This window comes from Pedobacter cryoconitis (assembly GCF_014200605.1).
GTDB lineage: Bacteria > Bacteroidota > Bacteroidia > Sphingobacteriales > Sphingobacteriaceae > Pedobacter > Pedobacter cryoconitis_B.
Map to the genome: position 1 here is coordinate 157894 of NZ_JACHCE010000003.1, position 18933 is coordinate 176826.

Sequence of the window (18933 nt, forward strand, 5' to 3'; positions counted from 1 at the left end):
AAAACAAAGATTTTGTTAAAGATCCTGAACTTCGATATCCAGCAGTTTAATCTGTTTATCTAAATCAAATGCATTTTTAGAACGCGGATCTTTCCCGCCTCCTGCAACATAAGCCCAGTTACCCCAATTACTTGCCGGCGAATAGTCAATTAATTTCTGTTCAAAGTATTCTGCACCATCTACCCAGTTTAACTTTAAAATATAAATCAGATAAGTAGCTACCAGTAAACGTCCGGTATGGGTGATGAACCCAGACTGATTAAGTTCAGCCATATACTGATCGACAACAGGATTACCTGTATCACCATCTTTCCATTGCTGCAGGCTTAACAAATACACTTCAGTTTGCGGGAAATCAGTCACTTCCGCCACGATATCCCTAAAGTAATTCACACTATGTTTTTTAAACATAAATCTGAAAAAATCTCTCCAGAGCAAACCTAATATCAATTGTGTAAAATGACTGTTGGAACCAAATTTTTGTTCAGCTTCTTTTACAGCCCAATATACTTTTCTTGGAGATAAGGCCCCTACTGCCAGCCACGGAGAAAGCTTAGATGAAAAACTATGTTGGGCAGCATGTGCTTTGCTACTGCGGATATAAATATCCGAACCGACAGCAAATAATTCCTGTAAATGTTTTATCCCATGCTCTTCGCCTCCTGCAGGAACAGCAGAAAATGCCCCTGCACATTCCGGTAATTCACCCCATTCTTCTGCTTCTACAAAAGAAATATGTTCGGGAGAAGGAAAGCAGTCTTTGACTATTGCATCTCTCTCTGTTTTTTTCTTAAACTGAGAAAAGACATCAGGAATATCTTTAATTGGAAATGGCAAATCCTCTTTATTATAAAGTGTATGGCCAATAAAATGTTTCAGATTGATTCTCAATTTCCATAAAAGGTCTTCAACATTCGAAGAAACAGTAGTCTCTTCAGTTGCCACCTCTCTATGATGATAGACCTCTGCGATTTCATATTTTTCAGCCAATACAGGAATATGATCTTCTGGAGTACCTGAGATAATCAGCAGATTACCACCCATTTTTTTCAAAGATTCACGCAGGGCGATTACACTTTCTGCTAAAAATTGAAATCTGTTATGTTTTTCTTGCGCATTTTCATCAACTTTGTTTTCGAAGTGGCGTGGGTCAAAGAAATAAACAGGCAGGATACTATCGGACTTACTGATCGCTTCTACTAACATTTCGTTGTCGTGTAACCGCAAATCATTTCTAAACCAGACGAGTATTTTCCGAGATTCCATTTATTTAGACTAAAGTTTTTGTTGCAATTACCAAAAATATACCATTTTTTTCCTAACATCTAATACACAAAGTAATATTTACATAAGCGAAACAAAAGTTTATGTTAAAACTGCTTTTTACACCTCTTATTTAGAAACAAAACGCTCTTTTAATAGTTAATCTAAAATGAACCAGCATATTTTACTCACAGGTGCAACCGGCATGCTCGGCAAAGAGCTAATAAAATCCCTCTTATCACAAGGTCATACCATTTCTATACTCTCCAGAAAACCTATTCAGATCAACCGGGTAAAAGTTTTTTTGTGGGATGTATATCAACAGAAAATTGACACGAACTGTCTTGAAGGAGTAGATAGTATCATACATCTGGCCGGAGAAAACATATCCAAAGGCAGATGGACCGAAAAACGCAAAAAAGAAATTATTGACAGCAGGGTCTTATCCACACAGCTTTTATATCAAGCCATGGCTGAAACTAAAAATCAGGTCAAAAACTTTATATCTGCTGCCGCAGTTGGTTATTATGGTACCCGCGGAGATGAAATGCTGACAGAAGAAAGTAACCCTGGTCGTAACTTTCTTGCAGAATGTTGTATCCAGTGGGAAAAAGCTGTCGATCAGGGTCAGCAAACTGGTTTAAGAATTGTAAAAATCAGAACAGGCGTTGTACTCGCAAAAAAAGAAGGTGCACTTGAAGCTATGGCCAAACCAATCCGCTTATTTGCAGGTGCTCCTTTAGGAAATGGGAAACAGTGGACCCCATGGATCCATTATCAGGATATGACCCGCATCTATCTCTATGCATTGGAAAATCAATCATTAACCGGCGCTTACAATGCAAGCGCGCCTTTTCCTGTGACCAATAAAGTGATGACCAAAGCCATTGCCAAACAATTGAATCGTCCTGTATGGCCATTCAGTGTACCAGAAGGCCTGCTAAAATTGATCTTAGGAGAAATGAGCTCGCTGGTTATGAACAGTACAAATACATCCGCACAGAAAATATTATCCAGTGGATTTAAATTCAACTATACACATATTGAGCAGGCTTTAGCCGATATTTACGGCCAATGAAAACAGAAAAAGTAAATATTTGCTGGTTAAGAAGAGATTTAAGATTACAGGATAACGCTGCATTATACCATGCACTAAAAAGTAATATCCCGGTTTTGTTGCTTTTTATATTTGACAGGAATATTCTGGATGATTTAAATGATCCAAAAGATGCCAGGGTAACCTTCATTTACAAAAGATTAAAAGCGCTCGAAAAGGAATTAGAGCAAAAAGGGTCTTCTCTGCTAATCAGGTACGGTGTACCCGAACAAATCTGGCCAGAGCTTCTCCAGGAATATAGCATCAACGCAGTCTATACAAATCACGACTACGAACCTTATGCTAAGGACCGTGATGATACCCTTGCAGAATATCTGCGTTCAGAGGATATTTCATTTCACAGCTATAAAGACCAGGTAATTTTTGAAAGAAAAGAGATTCTAAAATCTGATGGAAAGCCATATACCGTTTTTACGCCCTATTTCCGTCAGTGGAAAATGAAGCTGAACGACTTTTACGTGAAGTCTTATCCGGTAGAAAAATATGATCAGAATTTCTTTCAAACCAAGTCATTACTTTTCCCTGAACTAGCTGAACTGGGCTTTGAAGAATCGGAACTCTCTTTCCCTGCAGTAACTTTTGAAGAAAAACTGGCTGCATACGAAGAAAGAAGAGATTTTCCTGCAGACGATGCAACTACCCGCCTTGGCATCCATTTAAGATTTGGGACTGTCAGTATCAGAGCGGCTGCAAATTCAGCAATACAGGCAGGTGCAGAGAAATGGCTATCTGAGCTGGCCTGGAGAGATTTCTACATGATGATTTTATATCATTTTCCACATATTGTTACACACTCATTTAAACCAGCTTATGATCAGATTAAATGGCTGAACAAAGCAGAAGACTTTGAGGCATGGAAAAACGGTAAAACGGGCTACCCTATTGTTGATGCAGGAATGAACCAGCTTAACCAAACAGGATATATGCATAACCGGGTCAGAATGATCGTAGGGAGTTTTCTGACTAAACACCTGTTGATTGACTGGCGCTGGGGAGAAACTTATTTTGCGGAGAAATTACTGGATTATGAGCTGGCAAGTAATGTAGGTGGATGGCAATGGGCCTGTGGTTGTGGAAATGATGCAGCCCCTTATTTCAGGGTATTCAACCCCGAATTACAGGCAAAGAAATTTGATCCTGAAAATAAGTATATCTACAAATGGGCACCTGAGTATAAACAGGGAAAGCATGTTCAGCCTATAGTTGACCATGCTTTTGCAAGAGAAAGGATTCTTAAAGTATTTAAAGAGGCACTTAAAGATTAACATTATTCATTTCGGACGCCTTGTCAGAACCTAAATTATAACACGCAAAAAAGCCGTCTCTTAAAATTAAGAGACGGCTTTTTTTATGCTTAAACAATATATTTAATTGGTTACATCTACAATTTCGATATCAAAATCCAATACCGCATTTGAAGGAACAGAACCTTTTCCAGCAGAACCGTAAGCACGGTCAGAAGGGATAAGGATACGTATTTTACCGCCTTTAGTTAGTTTACCCGGGATAACATCACCCCATCCAAGAACCAATGAGTTTAATGTAGTCACAAATGTGCCATCAGTATTCGAGTCAAAGACAGTACCATCCAGGAATCTACCTGTATATTTAGCCGTTATTGTTGAAGTCAGACTGATCGGAGTTGTACCGGTTCCCGCTGTTGAAACATTATAATAAACTCTTGTAGGACCTTTAGTCATCGTTAAACTATTCTTTTTAATGAAATCGTTGATTAAACGGTCATCCAATACATTTTGTGACTTCTCTGGAAAAGTATTGATCAAAAGATCAATATTTTCATTAGAAGGAACCACTCCGACACCATTTTTACCATAAGCCAGGTAAGAAGGAAGTAAAATACGTGCAGATCCTCCTGGTTTAAGTCTTAAGACCACATCACGTAATGCTGGTATATTAGCAGACATAGTTCCATCAGATGAAGTCAATCCATTCACATATCCGGCAAGTGTCCCTCTGTTCCCCTGTATTGCTGAAGCCCAGTAAACGTTTCCATTTTCCAGTCCTTTTACCGTAACATTATACAAAACAGTGTCACTGGTTGCATAATTTACAGTACCAGCCCCCTGAGTCAGGATTTGATAAAAATATCCTGATTTTAAAGAATCTTCTGTGACAGTCAATTTATTTGCCGTAATATAATCCTGTATCTTTCTGCCATCTACAACCTGTATAGATTCATAATCCTTTTTACATGAACTAAAAAGAACAGTTAAGCCAATCAAGGCAAGAGTAAATTGTGATAACTTTTTAAGCATTGTTTATTTTAGTTGGACGTTTTTGGTGGAATGACTTTTTTTACACTAATTAATTTAATCCTGAAATCCAATATTGTATTTGCAGGCAGGAACACAGGAGTATTATTTGCCCCCGGCAATGCACTGACTACCGTATTCTGGTAAGCAAGTGTTGAAGGGATAATCAATCTGATCGTTCCTCCGGGTCTGATAAATCTGAGACCTTCCTGCCAGCCTATCATTGCTGTATTATAAATAAATATAGGCGCCAGGCTATCTATCAGGGTAAGCGTGGAATCATATACAATACTTTTTGGCGGAAGCGTTCTGCCAACATAACGCAATTTTATCGTATCAGTAGGATTATATACAATATCACTGGTTCCGGTTCCCTGTTTGATCACTTGATAATATAACCCATCAGGCGTTTTACCGGCCACGATATTACTATCTGCTAAAAACTTTTTAATTATACCATCATCAATTGCAGCTTGTGTAGCCTGATCATAGGCAGGATCTGTCTTACAGGCTGCGAAAGAACAAGCTGCTGCAATAAACAACAGTATGATTTTGCTTTTTAACATATTGCACAAAAATAGTCTTTTATTAGGGATGGAACAATATTTAACCAATTTTAACAAATAGAACGAAAAAAGGCCGGATCACAATACATGTTCCGGCCTTTTCTTTGTTAACCATATGCCTGTCTAAATCCAGGTTCAAACAGGACTTCAGGGTTAAAAGCAATATTTATTTTCGGCAATTAATTGTTGTGCAACTTTCTGACGGACATCTTTTACATTAAATGCTTCCATTTTAGTAAATCTTTTCAATCCTACCAGCATCATACGCTGCTCATCACCTTCTGCGAAAGCCCATAAAGCCTCTTTTCCAGCTTTTTGTAAAGCATCAACAGCCTCTACAAAATAAATACGCATCATATTCAATTGTCCTTCACAAGCCTCAGCACCTCTTAAACTAACCAGTTTTTCAGTTCTTAACATCACCGATTCAGCTACGTAAACATAACTTGCCATATCTGCAATATTCATTAAAATTTCCTGTTCTTTAGAAAGACTTAACATTAACTTCTGAACCGCAGCACCAGCTACCATTAAAGTCGCTTTTTTCAGGTTTTTAATGATTTTCTTTTCAGCAGCGAAAAGGGTATCATCTTCTTCCCCAAAATCAGGAATAGACATTAGTTCAGCAGCAACAGCAGTAGCTGGAGTCATCAGGTCCAATTCACCTTTCATAGCTCTTTTCAACATCATATCCACAGTTAATAACCTGTTGATTTCGTTTGTGCCTTCAAAGATTCTGTTGATCCTTGCATCACGGTATGCCCTGTCCATTGGTGCATCGGCCGAGAAGCCCATTCCACCATAAATCTGAACACCTTCATCTACTACATAATCCAAAGCCTCAGAACCCCATACTTTCAGGATCGCACATTCTACAGCAAACTGCTCCGTAGATTTTAATTTTGCTTTACTTTTATCCATTCCACCTGCAACCAATGCCTCATAAGCATCATCAATATTCTGACCTGCACGGTAATTAGCTGATTCTACTGCATAAACCTTTGTCGCCATTTCGGCCAGTTTATAGCGGATAGCACCATATTTTGAAATCGGACGTTCAAACTGGATACGCTCATTTGAATAATTAATTGCAGTACTGATTACAGCTTTTGAAGCTCCAACGGCTGCAGCAGCCAGTTTAATCCTGCCAATATTCAAGATATTTACAGCAATTTTAAATCCATTTTCACGCTCAGAAAGCATGTTTTCCACAGGAACTTCACAATCGTTGAAAAACACCTGACGGGTTGATGATCCTTTGATCCCCATTTTATGTTCTTCAGGGTTCATCGTTACCCCTCCAAATTCACGCTCTACAATAAACGCAGTCAGATTTTTATCATCATCGATTTTTGCAAAGACAATAAAGATATCTGCAAAACCACCATTGGTAATCCACATTTTCTGTCCGTTAATCACATAATGTTTACCGTCTGCTGATAACTTAGCTTTGGTTTTACCAGAATTAGCATCAGATCCCGAGTTTGGTTCTGTTAAGCAATAAGCTGCTTTCCATTCTCCTGATCCCAGTTTCGGTATATATTTTGCTTTCTGCTCTTCATTTCCATAATAAAGGATAGGTAAAGTACCAATTCCCGTATGTGCAGAAATTGCTACTGCAAATGAATGACCAGCACCAATTACATCAGCAACCAGCATTGAAGTATTAAAGTTCTTACCAAAACCACCGTATTCCTCAGGAATAGAAACACCAAGCAAACCAAGTTCACCAGCCTTAGTAACCAGTGAAGGCATCAGGCCTTCTTCCATTTTATCAATACGATCCAGGTTAGGATACACTTCCGCAGTTAAAAAGTCCCTGCAGGTTTGTGCAATCATTTGCTGTTCTTCATCAAATTCTTCAGGAATAAATACATCCTGGTATGTGGTTTCCTTTATCAAAAACTCGCCACCTTTTACTTTTGTTTTGTCTGTAGTTTCCATATTTTTTGTAGCTGATCTCTACCGGAATATTTCCGGAGATTCCATTTTTAAATTTTATAATTAAGCGCCCGATCTAAAAGCACTATAACATTTCAAAAATACCGGCAGCACCTTGTCCGCTACCCACACACATCGTTACCATTCCGTATTTACCATTTCTGCGTTTCAGTTCATTAAACAACTGTACAGAGAGTTTTGCACCAGTACAGCCCAGTGGGTGACCTAAAGCAATAGCTCCACCATTCACGTTCACAATATCCTGGTTGATACCTAAAGTTCTCACCACAGCAAGTGACTGAGAGGCAAAAGCCTCATTCAGTTCGATCAGGTCCATTTGCTCCAATGTCAACCCTGCTTTCTTCAAAGCCAGAGGAATAGCATCAACAGGGCCTATACCCATAATTCTTGGCGGTACACCTACCACGCCATAACTTACCAGGCGGGCAATAGGTTCAACCCCCAGTTCTTTCAGTTTACTTTCAGAAACCACAATCACGAAAGCTGCACCATCTGATGTCTGAGAAGAGTTACCAGCAGTCACACTGCCGTCAGCAGCAAAAACAGGTTTAAGTTTAGCTAATTTATCCAATGTAGTATCCGCACGCGGCCCTTCATCTGTATCTACCACATAACTCCTTGTTTTCTTTTTCATCTGACCATCCAGATAATTTTCAGTAACCGTAATTGGGGCTACACCGGCTTTTAAATGACCATTTTTGATCGCTTCTACAGCTTTCATATTAGACCTGAAGGCAAATTCATCCTGATCTTCTCTGCTCACTTTATATTCATTAGCTACAGCCTCGGCAGTAAGCCCCATTCCCCAGTACCAGTCCGGGTTCTTTTTCGCCACCTCATAGTTAGGCACTACTTTCCATCCGCCAAAAGGCATTCCGGACATCACTTCAACCCCGCCGGCAATGATACAATCTGCCATTCCGCTTTTAATTTTAGCAACAGCAGTAGCAATAGTATCCAATCCGGATGCACAATACCTATTCAGGGTTACACCCGGAACTTTATCGGTATCCAATCCCATCAGGGAAACCATACGGCCTATATTTAATCCTTGTTCTGCTTCTGGTGTAGCATTCCCAACGATAACATCATCTATTTGTTCTTTATCCAGATTAGGTACTGAGGCTACCAGTTGTCTGATGACTTCAGCAGCCAGATCATCGGCCCTTGTAAAACGAAATACGCCACGTGGTGCTTTGCCCACTGCCGTACGTAAACCTGCTATAATATATGCTTCTTGCATTTTTTGATGTAGTTAAGGAAACTCCGCGGAATAAATCCTGACCGTCGTTTGCTGTTAAACATTATATTTTTAATATCCTCTGGTTAGCGTCTCTATATATTTAGTTACGAAGTGGCTTACCCTTAGTCACAATACTCTGAATTCTTTCCAGCGTTTTTCTTTCACCGCAAAGTGACAGGAAAGCTTCTCTTTCTAAATCCAGTAAATACTGTTCCGTTACCTCTGTTGGTGAAGATAAATCTCCGCCACACATTACATAACCCAGTTTTTCTGAAATCTTCTTATCATGTTCAGAAATATAATGACCCGAATACATCGTATTAGCACCTGCATAAACAATTCCTAATCCTTGTTTACCCAATACCCTGATATCATTTCTTCTTACCGGCTGCGTATAACCAGCATCTGCAAGCTCAATTGCTTTTGCTTTAGCATCTGCAATTAGCCTGCTGCGGTTCATCGTCACAGAGAACTTATCTTTTTGTAAATAACCCAGTTCATAGGCTTCCAGTGCAGAAGTCGAAACTTTAGCCATTCCTATCGTCAGGAAACGATCCTTTAATACATTCTGCACAATCTGATCAGCTTTATATTCATCAGAAGCACGTAAAGCGAATTCTTTTGTACCTCCGCCACCAGGAATCACCCCAACGCCAAATTCTACCAGTCCCATATAGGTCTCTGCATTCAATTGTACATGATCTGCATGCAAACTAAATTCACATCCACCACCTAAAGTCAGGTTATGCGGAGCAACGACAACCGGAATAGAAGAATATCTGATTCTCATGGAAGTATTCTGGAAAGCACGGATAGCCATGTTCAATTCATCCCATTCCTGCTCCACAGCCATCATAAAAATCATCCCTACATTAGCTCCTGCCGAGAAATTAGCACCATCATTTCCAATAACTACTCCTCTGTATTCTTTTTCCGCCAGATCTATAGCCTTATTGATAGCCTGTAGTGTATCACCACCTATAGTATTCATTTTTGAATGGAACTCTACATTCAGTATTCCATCACCCAAATCAAGAATAGAAGCACCTGAGTTCTTCCAGATTGTTTTAGTAGTGCGGATATTATCCAGGATAATGAATGAATCAGCACCTGGCAATGCTTTATAACTCTTAGAAGGAATATCGTAATATTTTTTAACCCCATCTTCTACTTTATAGAAACTGGTATGGCCGGCAGCAAGCATTTCATGTACCCAGGCAGCAGCCTCATGTCCATACTTTTTCATGCCTTCGAGCGATTCAGTGATTCCTACTGCGTCCCAGACTTCAAACGGGCCTAAATCCCATCCGAATCCTGCACGCAGGGCATCATCAATCCTATACAGTTCGTTTGCAATTTCAGGAATTCTGTCCGATACATATTCAAACAAACCAAAGAAAGAATGTCTGAATACTTCTGCTGCTTTATCTTTACCTGCAGCAAAAACCTTCATCCTGTCTCTGACATTTTCGATAGGTTTTGTCAGATCAAGCGTAGCCGATTTAACTTTTTGCTGTGTACGATATTCCAGTGTTTTTAAATCCAGTGCTAAAATTTCTGTTTTACCATCAGCAGTTTTTGTTTTTTTATAAAAACCCTGCTTAGTTTTATCGCCTAACCATTTATTCTCTTCCATTTTGACTACATAGTCCGGAAGTTTAAATAAATCGTGCGCTTTATCGTCAGGACAGTTATCATAAAGACCTTTTGATACTTTAATCATGGTATCTAATCCGACCACATCAGAAGTACGGAAAGTAGCAGATTTCGGTCTGCCCAAAGCAGGCCCGGTGAATTTATCTACTTCCTCTACAGTGAGGTCTAATTTTTCTACCAGATGTAATAAAGCCATCATCGAATATACACCCACGCGGTTAGCGATGAATGCAGGAGTATCTTTACATAAAACAGTTGTTTTACCTAAAAATTTGTCTCCATAATGCATTAAGAAATCTACCAGCTCAGGTTTAGTGTCCGGAGTAGGTATAATTTCCAGCAAACGCAGATAACGTGGAGGATTAAAAAAGTGGGTACCACAGAAATTAGCTTTAAAGTCATCGCTTCTTCCTTCAGTCATTAAATGAATAGGGATACCAGAAGTATTGGAAGTGATCAATGTACCGGGTTTACGGAATTGTTCAACCTGCTCAAATACTTTTTTCTTAATATCAAGATTTTCAACAACGACCTCAATAATCCAGTCTACACCAGCAATTTTTGACATATCAGCTTCAAAATTACCTGTTGTAATCTTATTGACTACCGTTTTGGTATAAACCGGAGAAGGATTCGTTTTAATGGCATTCTGTAATGCTGCATTGACAATACGGTTCTGAACTGCCGGATTATCCAGCTGTAAACCTTTTGCTGCTTCCTCTGGACTCAGTTCCTTTGGTGCGATGTCTAACAACAATACTTCTACACCTATATTCGCAAAGTGACAAGCAATGCGTGAGCCCATGATACCGGAGCCTAATACCGCTACTTTATTTATCTTTTTGTTCATCATTTCCTGTAGTTACTGTATATGCTAAAGTGAGTTTATTTAATTTCTGCAGGCCTAGTACCAGGCTATTCTTTTCTGCTATAGTCAGATGTTCGTTGAGGTATTCATTGAAAGAACGGACAACGCTTTTAGCGACCTGTCTCTTCTCCCTGCCAAAATCGGTCAGGAAGACTTTTACGGATCTTTTATCCCCGGAAGATGCCTCACGATATATTAACCCGGATTCTTCCATATTGTTTAGCATTCTCGATAAACTGGTTGCCTTTACGCCCAGCAGTCCTGCAAGCTGCGAAACAGCCGTACCCTCTTTATCAATATTAATTAACACATAACCAATTGCTTGTGTGATATCAAAACCCGAAGCGATCTGGTTATAAGTGTTAGACATGTTCTGCCAAACCACTTTCAATAAATAATCTATAGTTTCCTGTTGTTTCATTAATTACTATGCTTGCATAACAAAGCTAAAGAATATAAAACTAGAATCCAAGAAACCATTATGATTTTTCAATTCCCGTAACGAAATGAATATCAAAATCATGATCGCTTTATAACCGCTAAAAAACAATCACATACCGGTAAAAAAAAAGAGCACAAAAAAAGCCGCCAGGTTTGACCCTGGCGGCTTCTCAAATATTGGTTTCAGACTAGTATAAAGTAAATTCTACTCTTCTGTTTTTCTGACGACCAGCTGCAGTTTTGTTAGTTGCAATTGGTTGGTTTTTACCGTAACCAGTAGCTTCGATTCTAGATGCATTAGCACCTTGAGAAACTAAGTAAGCTTTAACTGACTCAGCTCTGTCTTTAGATAATCTCATGTTCAAATCTGCTGAACCTGTGTTATCTGTGTGACCAGCTAATTTCAAGCTAAAGTTTTTAGTTACTAATAAGTTAGCAACACGGTTTAATGAAGGATATGATTTAGCTCTGATAGTAGCTTTAGCTAAATCAAATTCTAAGTCTTTAATCGCTTGTTTAACAACTTTACGATCTGCTTCAGTAATGATTACTTTTTCAGTAACAACCGGAGCAGGAGTAACTAATGGACAACCAGCACCATCAACAACAGTTCCAGATGGAGTGTTAGGGCATTTATCCAATTTATCAGCAACACCGTCACCGTCAGTATCTCTCAATAAATCGCTCATTTCAGTTCTTAATTTAGCATTTTCAGATTTCTGAGCATCTAAATCGCTTTTCAAAGAATTTGCAAGGTTTTTAGCCTGAAGAGCTTCGTCATAAGTAGCAGCTACCGGATTGTGGAAAGCTAATTGTTTTCCTTTACCCAATGCAAACTCTAAACCAGCACTAGCATAGTTAAATTTATCGCTATGACGAGGACCACGACGAGTTCCGTCTAAGTTATCGCCATCAACAAAATAAACAGACCATCCTAAGTTAAAGTTAACTTTTTCAGAAACTTTGAATCTTGCACCTAATCCTACAGGAATGATTAATTCTTTAACATCTTTTGGATATTCACTAGTTCCAGAAGCGTTAGTAACTTTTGGTTTATAACCAGCTAAACCAGCACCACCTGTTACGAATAACTGTAATGCATCTTGTTTTCTGAACATGTCAATATTGAACATATTTACTTCAGCGCTTAATGAAGCAGCATAGTTTAACTGAGTTTCGAATGCAGTATTTCCACCAACAATAGCAGCTCCTTTACCATCATTAAATGATTTAGAGTTATCGCCTTTTAATTTACCTCTGATTCCGTCTAATTTCAAAGAGAAATATGGAGTAAATTGTTTTTTAATGTAAAGACCATATCCTAAGTTAGAACTGTTCTTAGAGAAATCATTGTGACCACCCAGTGGAGAAGTTGGAGTTAAAACACCAGCATTTACACCGATAGACCAGGTACTGAACTGCTGAGCAGCATTAGAAACTGGTTGCTCTTGTGCCTGTGCAGCACCACCAATGAAAAGGGCAGCTAATGCTACCGGCAAACTTTTAAATAATTTTTGTTTCATAATATGAGTTTAATAAAAAATAGTTCTGGTATTTTTTTTGATACTTAAGCAATATCTATACCAAATTAATTTATATCGCTCTAAGCACTTTCGAGGCAGGTTTTCCTCCATAAACTGTATGTTTAATGAAGCAAAATCTGCCGTTTTAAATGAACAGAAAGCTTTATAATGGCGCCAAGGTATGGATTATAAAGAAACATGACAAATAATTTTCACCTCTGGAGATTATATATTACCATATAAATACAATTAATTAATTTTTTTCAGGTTTATAATCTTCTGCCTCTTTATACATTTTCTCAATCAGATCTTTATTTTTCTCCAGAATAATTTTTCTTTTTAAACTTAACTTAGGCGTAAACTCACCTCCTTCTATACTCCATGGCTTAGTTAACAATACAAATCGCTTCACCTGTTCCCATTTACCAAATTCTTTAGACCCATTGGCGATCTCCTGGTTATATTTCTCCAGCACCTGAGGGTTTTGAACCATTTCTTCGTCAGTAGTGTAACTGATACCTTTTTTCGTACACCACGATTTCAATGCTTCAAAATTAGGGACTATTAAAGCAGAAGGAAATTTACGGTTTTCGCCAAGTACCATAATATGATCGATCAATACAGACTCTTTATACTTATTTTCAAGCATCTGCGGTGCAACATATTTACCTCCTGCGGTTTTGAAAATTTCCTTTTTACGATCTGTAATTTTCAGAAACCTGCCATTCACCAGTTCTCCTATATCCTCGGTATGGAACCAGCCATCCTTATCAATTGCTTCTGCAGTCAGGTCTTCTCTCTTATAATATCCTTTCATTACATTGTGCCCCCTGGTGAGCACTTCTCCGTCCGCAGCAATTTTGACTTCTACGCCATCAATCACAACACCAACAGTGCCGAACATCGCATGATCAAAATGGTTAACAGTAATCACTGGTGAAGTCTCTGTCAATCCATATCCTTCAAAAACCGGCATACCCGCTGCCCAGAAAATACGTGCCAGACGGGGGTTTAATGCTGCACCTCCGGAAACAACTACGACAATATTTCCACCCAGGGCTTCCTGCCATTTTTTAAACACCAGTTTTCTTGCAATACCCAGCTTCAGGTTATAAAACCACCCGCTTTTCATATCAAATTGCTCTGCAAGTGCTACAGACCAAAAGAAAATGCCTCTTTTAATACCAGTAAGAGCCTTCCCTTTTTCCATGATCTTGTCATAAACCTTTTCAAGCAGTCTTGGAACTGTAGAGAAAACATTTGGTTTAACAAATTGAATATCTGCAACAATAGTGTCTATACTCTCCGCATAATAAACAGACACCCCCATATACAGATAGAGATAAATAATCATTCTTTCAAAAATATGTGACAGGGGCAGGAAACTAAGGCCCTTGTCCAGTCCAGGCGGTACAACTACAGAAGAATTAATAAAATTCTGAACCAGATTATTATGCGTAAGCATTACTCCTTTAGGAGTTCCGGTTGTACCCGATGTATAAATTAAGGTTAACACATCATCAGGTGTCACAGCAGCACGATAAGTTTCCAGGTCTATGCCTTCGCTTTTTGCTCCTGCATCAACAAGTTCCATCCAGTGATTTGCTCCCGTTACTTCATTAAAGGTGTAAATTTTCAATTTTGGATTAACGGCTTCACCTATAGGTTTTATTTTTCTGAACAACTCTTCATCTTCAACAAAGAATATACTTACTTCTGCATTTTCCAGAATAAATTTAATATCATGTTCTGCCAATGTCGGATATAGCGGTACATGGTAACCACCAAACTGATTTACCGCAAAATCAGCAATATTCCATTCAGGCCTGTTATGCGACATGACGGCAATCCTGTCTCCTTTAACCATTCCGAGCTGAAGTAAACCTTTGCTCAGGTTATCTGCTGTCTCAGAAAATTGCTGAGTGCTATATTTTTTCCATACCCCATTACTCTTTCCACTAATAAACTCGTCTTTTGGGAATTTCTCTAAGTTGTATTTAAGTAAATCAAATACTCTTGTTACAGTTACAGGCATAATATTGATTTTATCAGTTTAAATATTTTATACAGATGAACCTGACAAGGTTCGAAGAACGAAATTAGTTCCGGATTACATTGTTATTCCCAAATCTAACAAATTAATTATTGTAATAAAACCAATTTTAATTTCGGTATGTTTTATTCCCGTAATCTTTATAAATACATAAAATCATCCTGCTGGAAACAAATTTAATATGATCCTGGATAACAGGCTGTCCTGTTACTACTGTATGTCAATCCATATCACTTCTATAAACGGTTCACGTTGGGTCCACCTATTTTCTGCAAATACGTGGACTCACACCCTACTCAGCCAGAAGTAATTTCGAGCAAAAAGAATGCGCGGCATAATAATTGATAAGCTCATTTTTACATTTAAACATTATATAACTCATATGAAAAAAGTATTTACAATACTTTGCCTTACTGTAATCGCAACGTTTGCGATCCAATCTTCTTCTCAAGCTCAGAGCTACAAAAATGCCATTGGTGGTCGTTTTGGTGCTGCTAACGGCGTGACTTTCAAAACATCTTTAGGTGAAAATAAGATGCTGGACATTATTGCAAATTTCAGGTCTAATAATAACTACAACTATTTCCGCGCAACAGCTTTATATGAAGTTTATCAGCCTGTTAACGGTGCGCGTGGCCTTAACTGGTACTATGGTGGTGGTGGTAGTATTGGTACTGTAAAATACAAACCATATAATTCAAGCGATCTGTACCTTTCAGTTGATGGTGTTTTAGGTTTGGACTACAAGTTTGCAGACGCACCTATCAACGTTTCTTTAGACTGGAAACCAGCTATTCAATTAGCTCCTGATACTAATTTCGATGCTTCTGGCGTGGGGATATCTCTGCGCTTCACTTTCTAGGCATCAGATAAAACGTATTTATACAAGAAAGGCGTATGGATTTTAGTCCATACGCCTTTCTTGTATAAAAATAAATGAATCTATATTCCTGTCCAGCGCTTAAAAACTGCCTTATCAATTTCCGTTCCTTCCGGATCCATTGAAGAGACCAGCTGAACATTAGGACTTTCTTTCAGTGTAACTTTAATCTCTTTTGGCAGACCATCTCTTCTAATCTGAAAAGTTACTATATCTCCAACTTTCTTTTGTTTCATCACAGACATTTTATCAATAGCCGGCTCTGCATAAGTGCCGTCAACACCGATCAATTCGTCATTCACATTTAATCCATCAACCCACGCTGCAGAATTACGGGAAACTGCAGTAATCAGGATATGACCTTCAGTTACCCTGGTTGCAATACCAAGATAAGCATCTTTTTGTGCCATATCTTTTACCTTGATCCCTGCATAACCCAGATACTTTTCATACTCAATCGTCTCAGTACCATTCACATATTTAGCCCAGAAATCTGTAAAACTGATTCCACTGATTTTTTCCACCATAGCTTTAAATTCAGCATCTGTATATCCTCTGCCTTTAATTTTGCATTGTTCATACATCGCCTTCATTACATTGTCAAGACTCGCTTTACCTTTTGTTGCCTTTGCAATTTCAAGATCCATAAGCATTCCTACAATTTCGCCTTTGCTGTAATAAGAGATACCACTGTTCTTTGAATTTTCATCCGGACGGTAGTATTTGATCCATGCATCAAAACTTGACATCGCTGCCGACTGCACATAACCACCACGTGAATTGATAACATCGGATGTTGCCCTGGTCAGGTTTCCGATAAATTCTTCCGGACTAATCAGTCCTGCACGCAGCAGCAGTTTATTTTCATAGTATGCTGTAAATCCTTCAGCAATCCATAAATCTGTCGTATAATTTTCATTTTCATAATCAAAAGGCCCCAGAGCTACGGGACGCAGTCTTTTCACATTCCATAAATGGTGATACTCATGTGCTACCAGGCCAAGGAAATCTTTATGTCCCTTTTCTGTGGCATAAGCATCTCTGGAAGCACCTAATACTGTAGAATTTAAATGCTCCAGACCACCACCGCCTCTCAGGAAATTATGGACAATAAACGTATAATGTTTGTTTGGGTTCTCGCCGTAGATTGCAGTTGCCTGCTCTACAACCTTAGCCATATCAGTTTTTAAACGTTCCACATTATAGTTTCCTCCGCCATACATTGCCACTTCATGTTTTACACCCGCAGCTGTAAATTCAAATACTTCCTGATTACCAACTTCTATCGGGCTATCAAATAAAATATCATAATTTTTTGCCGTATAGGTAAATTTCTGACCAGCTACGGGCTCCAGTCCTGTAGAAACCTTAGTCCATCCTTCAAAAGGAATAACTTTAACCGTGCTCGATAAAGCAAGTTGATTATCAGGGTACATAAAAATCGCAGTTGGCGATAAAAATGCATGGGTAGCATCTATAAAAGGGGTACGCACTGATATTTCAAAAGCATAAACACTGTAGTTGATATCAATTGAATTAGAATTACTGGTATAGACTCTCCAGGTATTTTTTTTAAGCTTTTCTGTTTTAAGCAGTTTTTTACCCGATGTAGCTGCAAAGCCTTCCACATTCCTTGAAAACTCTCTGATCAGATAAGATCCGGGAGCCCATACAGGCATTTTAACGTCTACATATTCTTTATTCAGACCACCGATATGCATTTTAACATCTGTATAATGCGCTTGTGGTTCTCTGAAACTTACTTCATAATTAACTTTAATTTGTGCTTTAGCAGCCAGGGCAGGCGCCAGTAAAATTAATAACCCTAATCCTATTTGTTTCAACAGCATATTATAATTCTTTTTGCGCAAATTTAGAATTTATCACATTTGTTATAAGTTTTAATCGGAAATTAGCTGTAACATACTTAATACAAGCATGGCTGGCGCACATATTTAAATATTTTTGTATAATTAGTCGCTCCAAGAACCCATTATGAAACTGAAATACGTCATTTACCCCGTTATTTTCCTGGGGATCGCTTACCTCATTTATCACAGGATATCTACTAACAAGAAACTTGAAAGCTCTGGAATGGGTGCTGGTGCCAAAGGTTCAGGAAGTGCTAAAGGTGGAAAATCACAACATATGCTGGTTAACGGCATAGTGGTACAGACTACCTCTTTTGCCAATAAACTGGACGTTACCGGAACTATAGAAGCCAATGAGTCCGTTGCTTTACAAAGCGAGGTCCCTGGTTTAGTCACTGGTATTTATTTTAAAGAAGGCAGTAATGTAAGTAAAGGCAGTTTACTGGTCAAAATTAATGACCGTGATATTCAGGCACAATTACAGCAGGCCATCACTAAACAAAATTTGTCCGCTGCGAATGAAAACCGGGCAAAACAACTTTTACAAAAAGGGGCAATCAGCCAGGAAGAGTATGATACAGCACTTGCCGATTTAAAATCATTAAAAGCGCAAACACAGTTAATCAGTGCACAACTTGCTAAAACTTCTATTCTCGCACCTTTCAGCGGAAAAATAGGTTTACGTTCAATTTCTGCCGGTGAATATATTACACCGACTAAAATCATTGCAAACCTGCTCAGTACAAACCCTGTAAAGATCAACTTTTCTGTTCCTGAAAAATACATGGGCCAGATCAAAGTAAACGCGACCATCACCTTCCGCACAGATGGTTCTGCGCAACTTTATACAGGAAAAGTTTTTGCACTGGAACCTGGAATCAATGCACAAACCAGAACCTTACAGGTAAAAGCACTGGCATCAAACGAGAATAATGAATTACGTCCCGGCTCTTTTGCGAAAGTGTCCCTTACACTTGATAAGGTTGAAAATGCGATACTAATCCCTAACCAGGCTGTAATTCCTGTATTGAGAGGTAAAACTGTATTTATTAGCAAAAACGGTAAAGCCAGGCAGGTTGAAGTACAATCCGGCACACGCACAGATGACAACATATTAATTACCTCCGGACTAAAAATCGGTGACACAGTTTTAACAACAGGAGCGCTTGCTTTAAAGAATGAGGCCCCTGTAAAAGTATCAGTAGTTAAAAACTAAC

14 protein-coding genes are annotated in these 18933 nt (G+C 38.6%); 4 read left to right on the plus strand and 10 right to left on the minus strand.

What is annotated here, in order from left to right; translation table 11 throughout:
- Window positions 1-15: 15 nt before the first annotated feature.
- Entirely contained in the window at window positions 16-1266 is a 1251-nt protein-coding gene (locus tag HDE68_RS11525) for a DASH family cryptochrome (RefSeq protein ID WP_183882025.1), read from the minus strand.
- Window positions 1267-1432: 166 nt separating this feature from the next.
- Here HDE68_RS11525 and HDE68_RS11530 point away from each other — a divergent pair, with 166 nt between their 5' ends.
- Complete coding sequence (locus HDE68_RS11530) at window positions 1433-2341, plus strand: TIGR01777 family oxidoreductase (RefSeq protein WP_183882027.1); 909 nt, start codon at window positions 1433-1435, stop codon at window positions 2339-2341.
- Window positions 2338-3645, plus strand: coding sequence for a cryptochrome/photolyase family protein (locus HDE68_RS11535; RefSeq protein WP_183882029.1), 1308 nt, complete (start codon window positions 2338-2340; stop codon window positions 3643-3645). The genes HDE68_RS11530 and HDE68_RS11535 overlap by 4 nt, the downstream gene beginning before the upstream one ends.
- Before the next feature lie 102 nt (window positions 3646-3747).
- On the opposite strand, the gene HDE68_RS11540 is transcribed toward HDE68_RS11535, so the two are convergent.
- The 8 genes from HDE68_RS11540 to HDE68_RS11575 form a co-directional block, all read right to left on the minus strand.
- On the minus strand, window positions 3748-4656 hold the full coding sequence (locus HDE68_RS11540) for an FKBP-type peptidyl-prolyl cis-trans isomerase (RefSeq protein ID WP_183882031.1): 909 nt from the start codon (window positions 4654-4656) through the stop codon (window positions 3748-3750).
- An 8-nt stretch (window positions 4657-4664) separates the two neighbouring features.
- Entirely contained in the window at window positions 4665-5219 is a 555-nt protein-coding gene (locus HDE68_RS11545) for an FKBP-type peptidyl-prolyl cis-trans isomerase (RefSeq protein WP_183882033.1), read from the minus strand.
- 153 nt (window positions 5220-5372) lie between these two features.
- Window positions 5373-7163, minus strand: coding sequence for an acyl-CoA dehydrogenase family protein (locus HDE68_RS11550; protein ID WP_183882035.1), 1791 nt, complete (start codon window positions 7161-7163; stop codon window positions 5373-5375).
- Between the two features lie 82 nt (window positions 7164-7245).
- Window positions 7246-8424 carry an acetyl-CoA C-acyltransferase gene (locus HDE68_RS11555; protein ID WP_183882037.1) on the minus strand — a complete coding sequence of 393 codons (1179 nt, stop codon included), beginning with the start codon at window positions 8422-8424 and terminating at the stop codon, window positions 7246-7248.
- Between the two features lie 100 nt (window positions 8425-8524).
- On the minus strand, window positions 8525-10930 hold the full coding sequence (locus HDE68_RS11560) for a 3-hydroxyacyl-CoA dehydrogenase/enoyl-CoA hydratase family protein (RefSeq protein ID WP_183882683.1): 2406 nt from the start codon (window positions 10928-10930) through the stop codon (window positions 8525-8527).
- The gene (locus HDE68_RS11565; RefSeq protein ID WP_183882039.1) at window positions 10911-11369 is read right to left on the minus strand and encodes a MarR family winged helix-turn-helix transcriptional regulator; all 459 of its coding nucleotides are present in this window, start codon (window positions 11367-11369) and stop codon (window positions 10911-10913) included. Before HDE68_RS11565 ends, HDE68_RS11560 begins: the two co-directional genes overlap by 20 nt.
- A 208-nt stretch (window positions 11370-11577) precedes the next feature.
- Entirely contained in the window at window positions 11578-12912 is a 1335-nt protein-coding gene (locus tag HDE68_RS11570) for an OmpA family protein (RefSeq protein ID WP_183882041.1), read from the minus strand.
- Window positions 12913-13165: 253 nt separating this feature from the next.
- A complete protein-coding gene (locus tag HDE68_RS11575) occupies window positions 13166-14947 on the minus strand; it encodes an AMP-dependent synthetase/ligase (protein WP_183882044.1) in 1782 nt (593 codons plus the stop codon).
- Between the two features lie 343 nt (window positions 14948-15290).
- Here HDE68_RS11575 and HDE68_RS11580 point away from each other — a divergent pair, with 343 nt between their 5' ends.
- A complete protein-coding gene (locus HDE68_RS11580; protein WP_260171752.1) occupies window positions 15291-15827 on the plus strand; it encodes a porin family protein in 537 nt (178 codons plus the stop codon).
- 80 nt (window positions 15828-15907) lie between these two features.
- Here the strand turns inward: HDE68_RS11580 and HDE68_RS11585 are convergent, their stop codons facing one another.
- The gene (locus HDE68_RS11585; RefSeq protein WP_183882046.1) at window positions 15908-17695 is read right to left on the minus strand and encodes a M61 family metallopeptidase; all 1788 of its coding nucleotides are present in this window, start codon (window positions 17693-17695) and stop codon (window positions 15908-15910) included.
- Window positions 17696-17840: 145 nt separating this feature from the next.
- Here HDE68_RS11585 and HDE68_RS11590 point away from each other — a divergent pair, with 145 nt between their 5' ends.
- Entirely contained in the window at window positions 17841-18932 is a 1092-nt protein-coding gene (locus HDE68_RS11590) for an efflux RND transporter periplasmic adaptor subunit (RefSeq protein WP_183882048.1), read from the plus strand.
- Window position 18933: the final 1 nt, after the last annotated feature.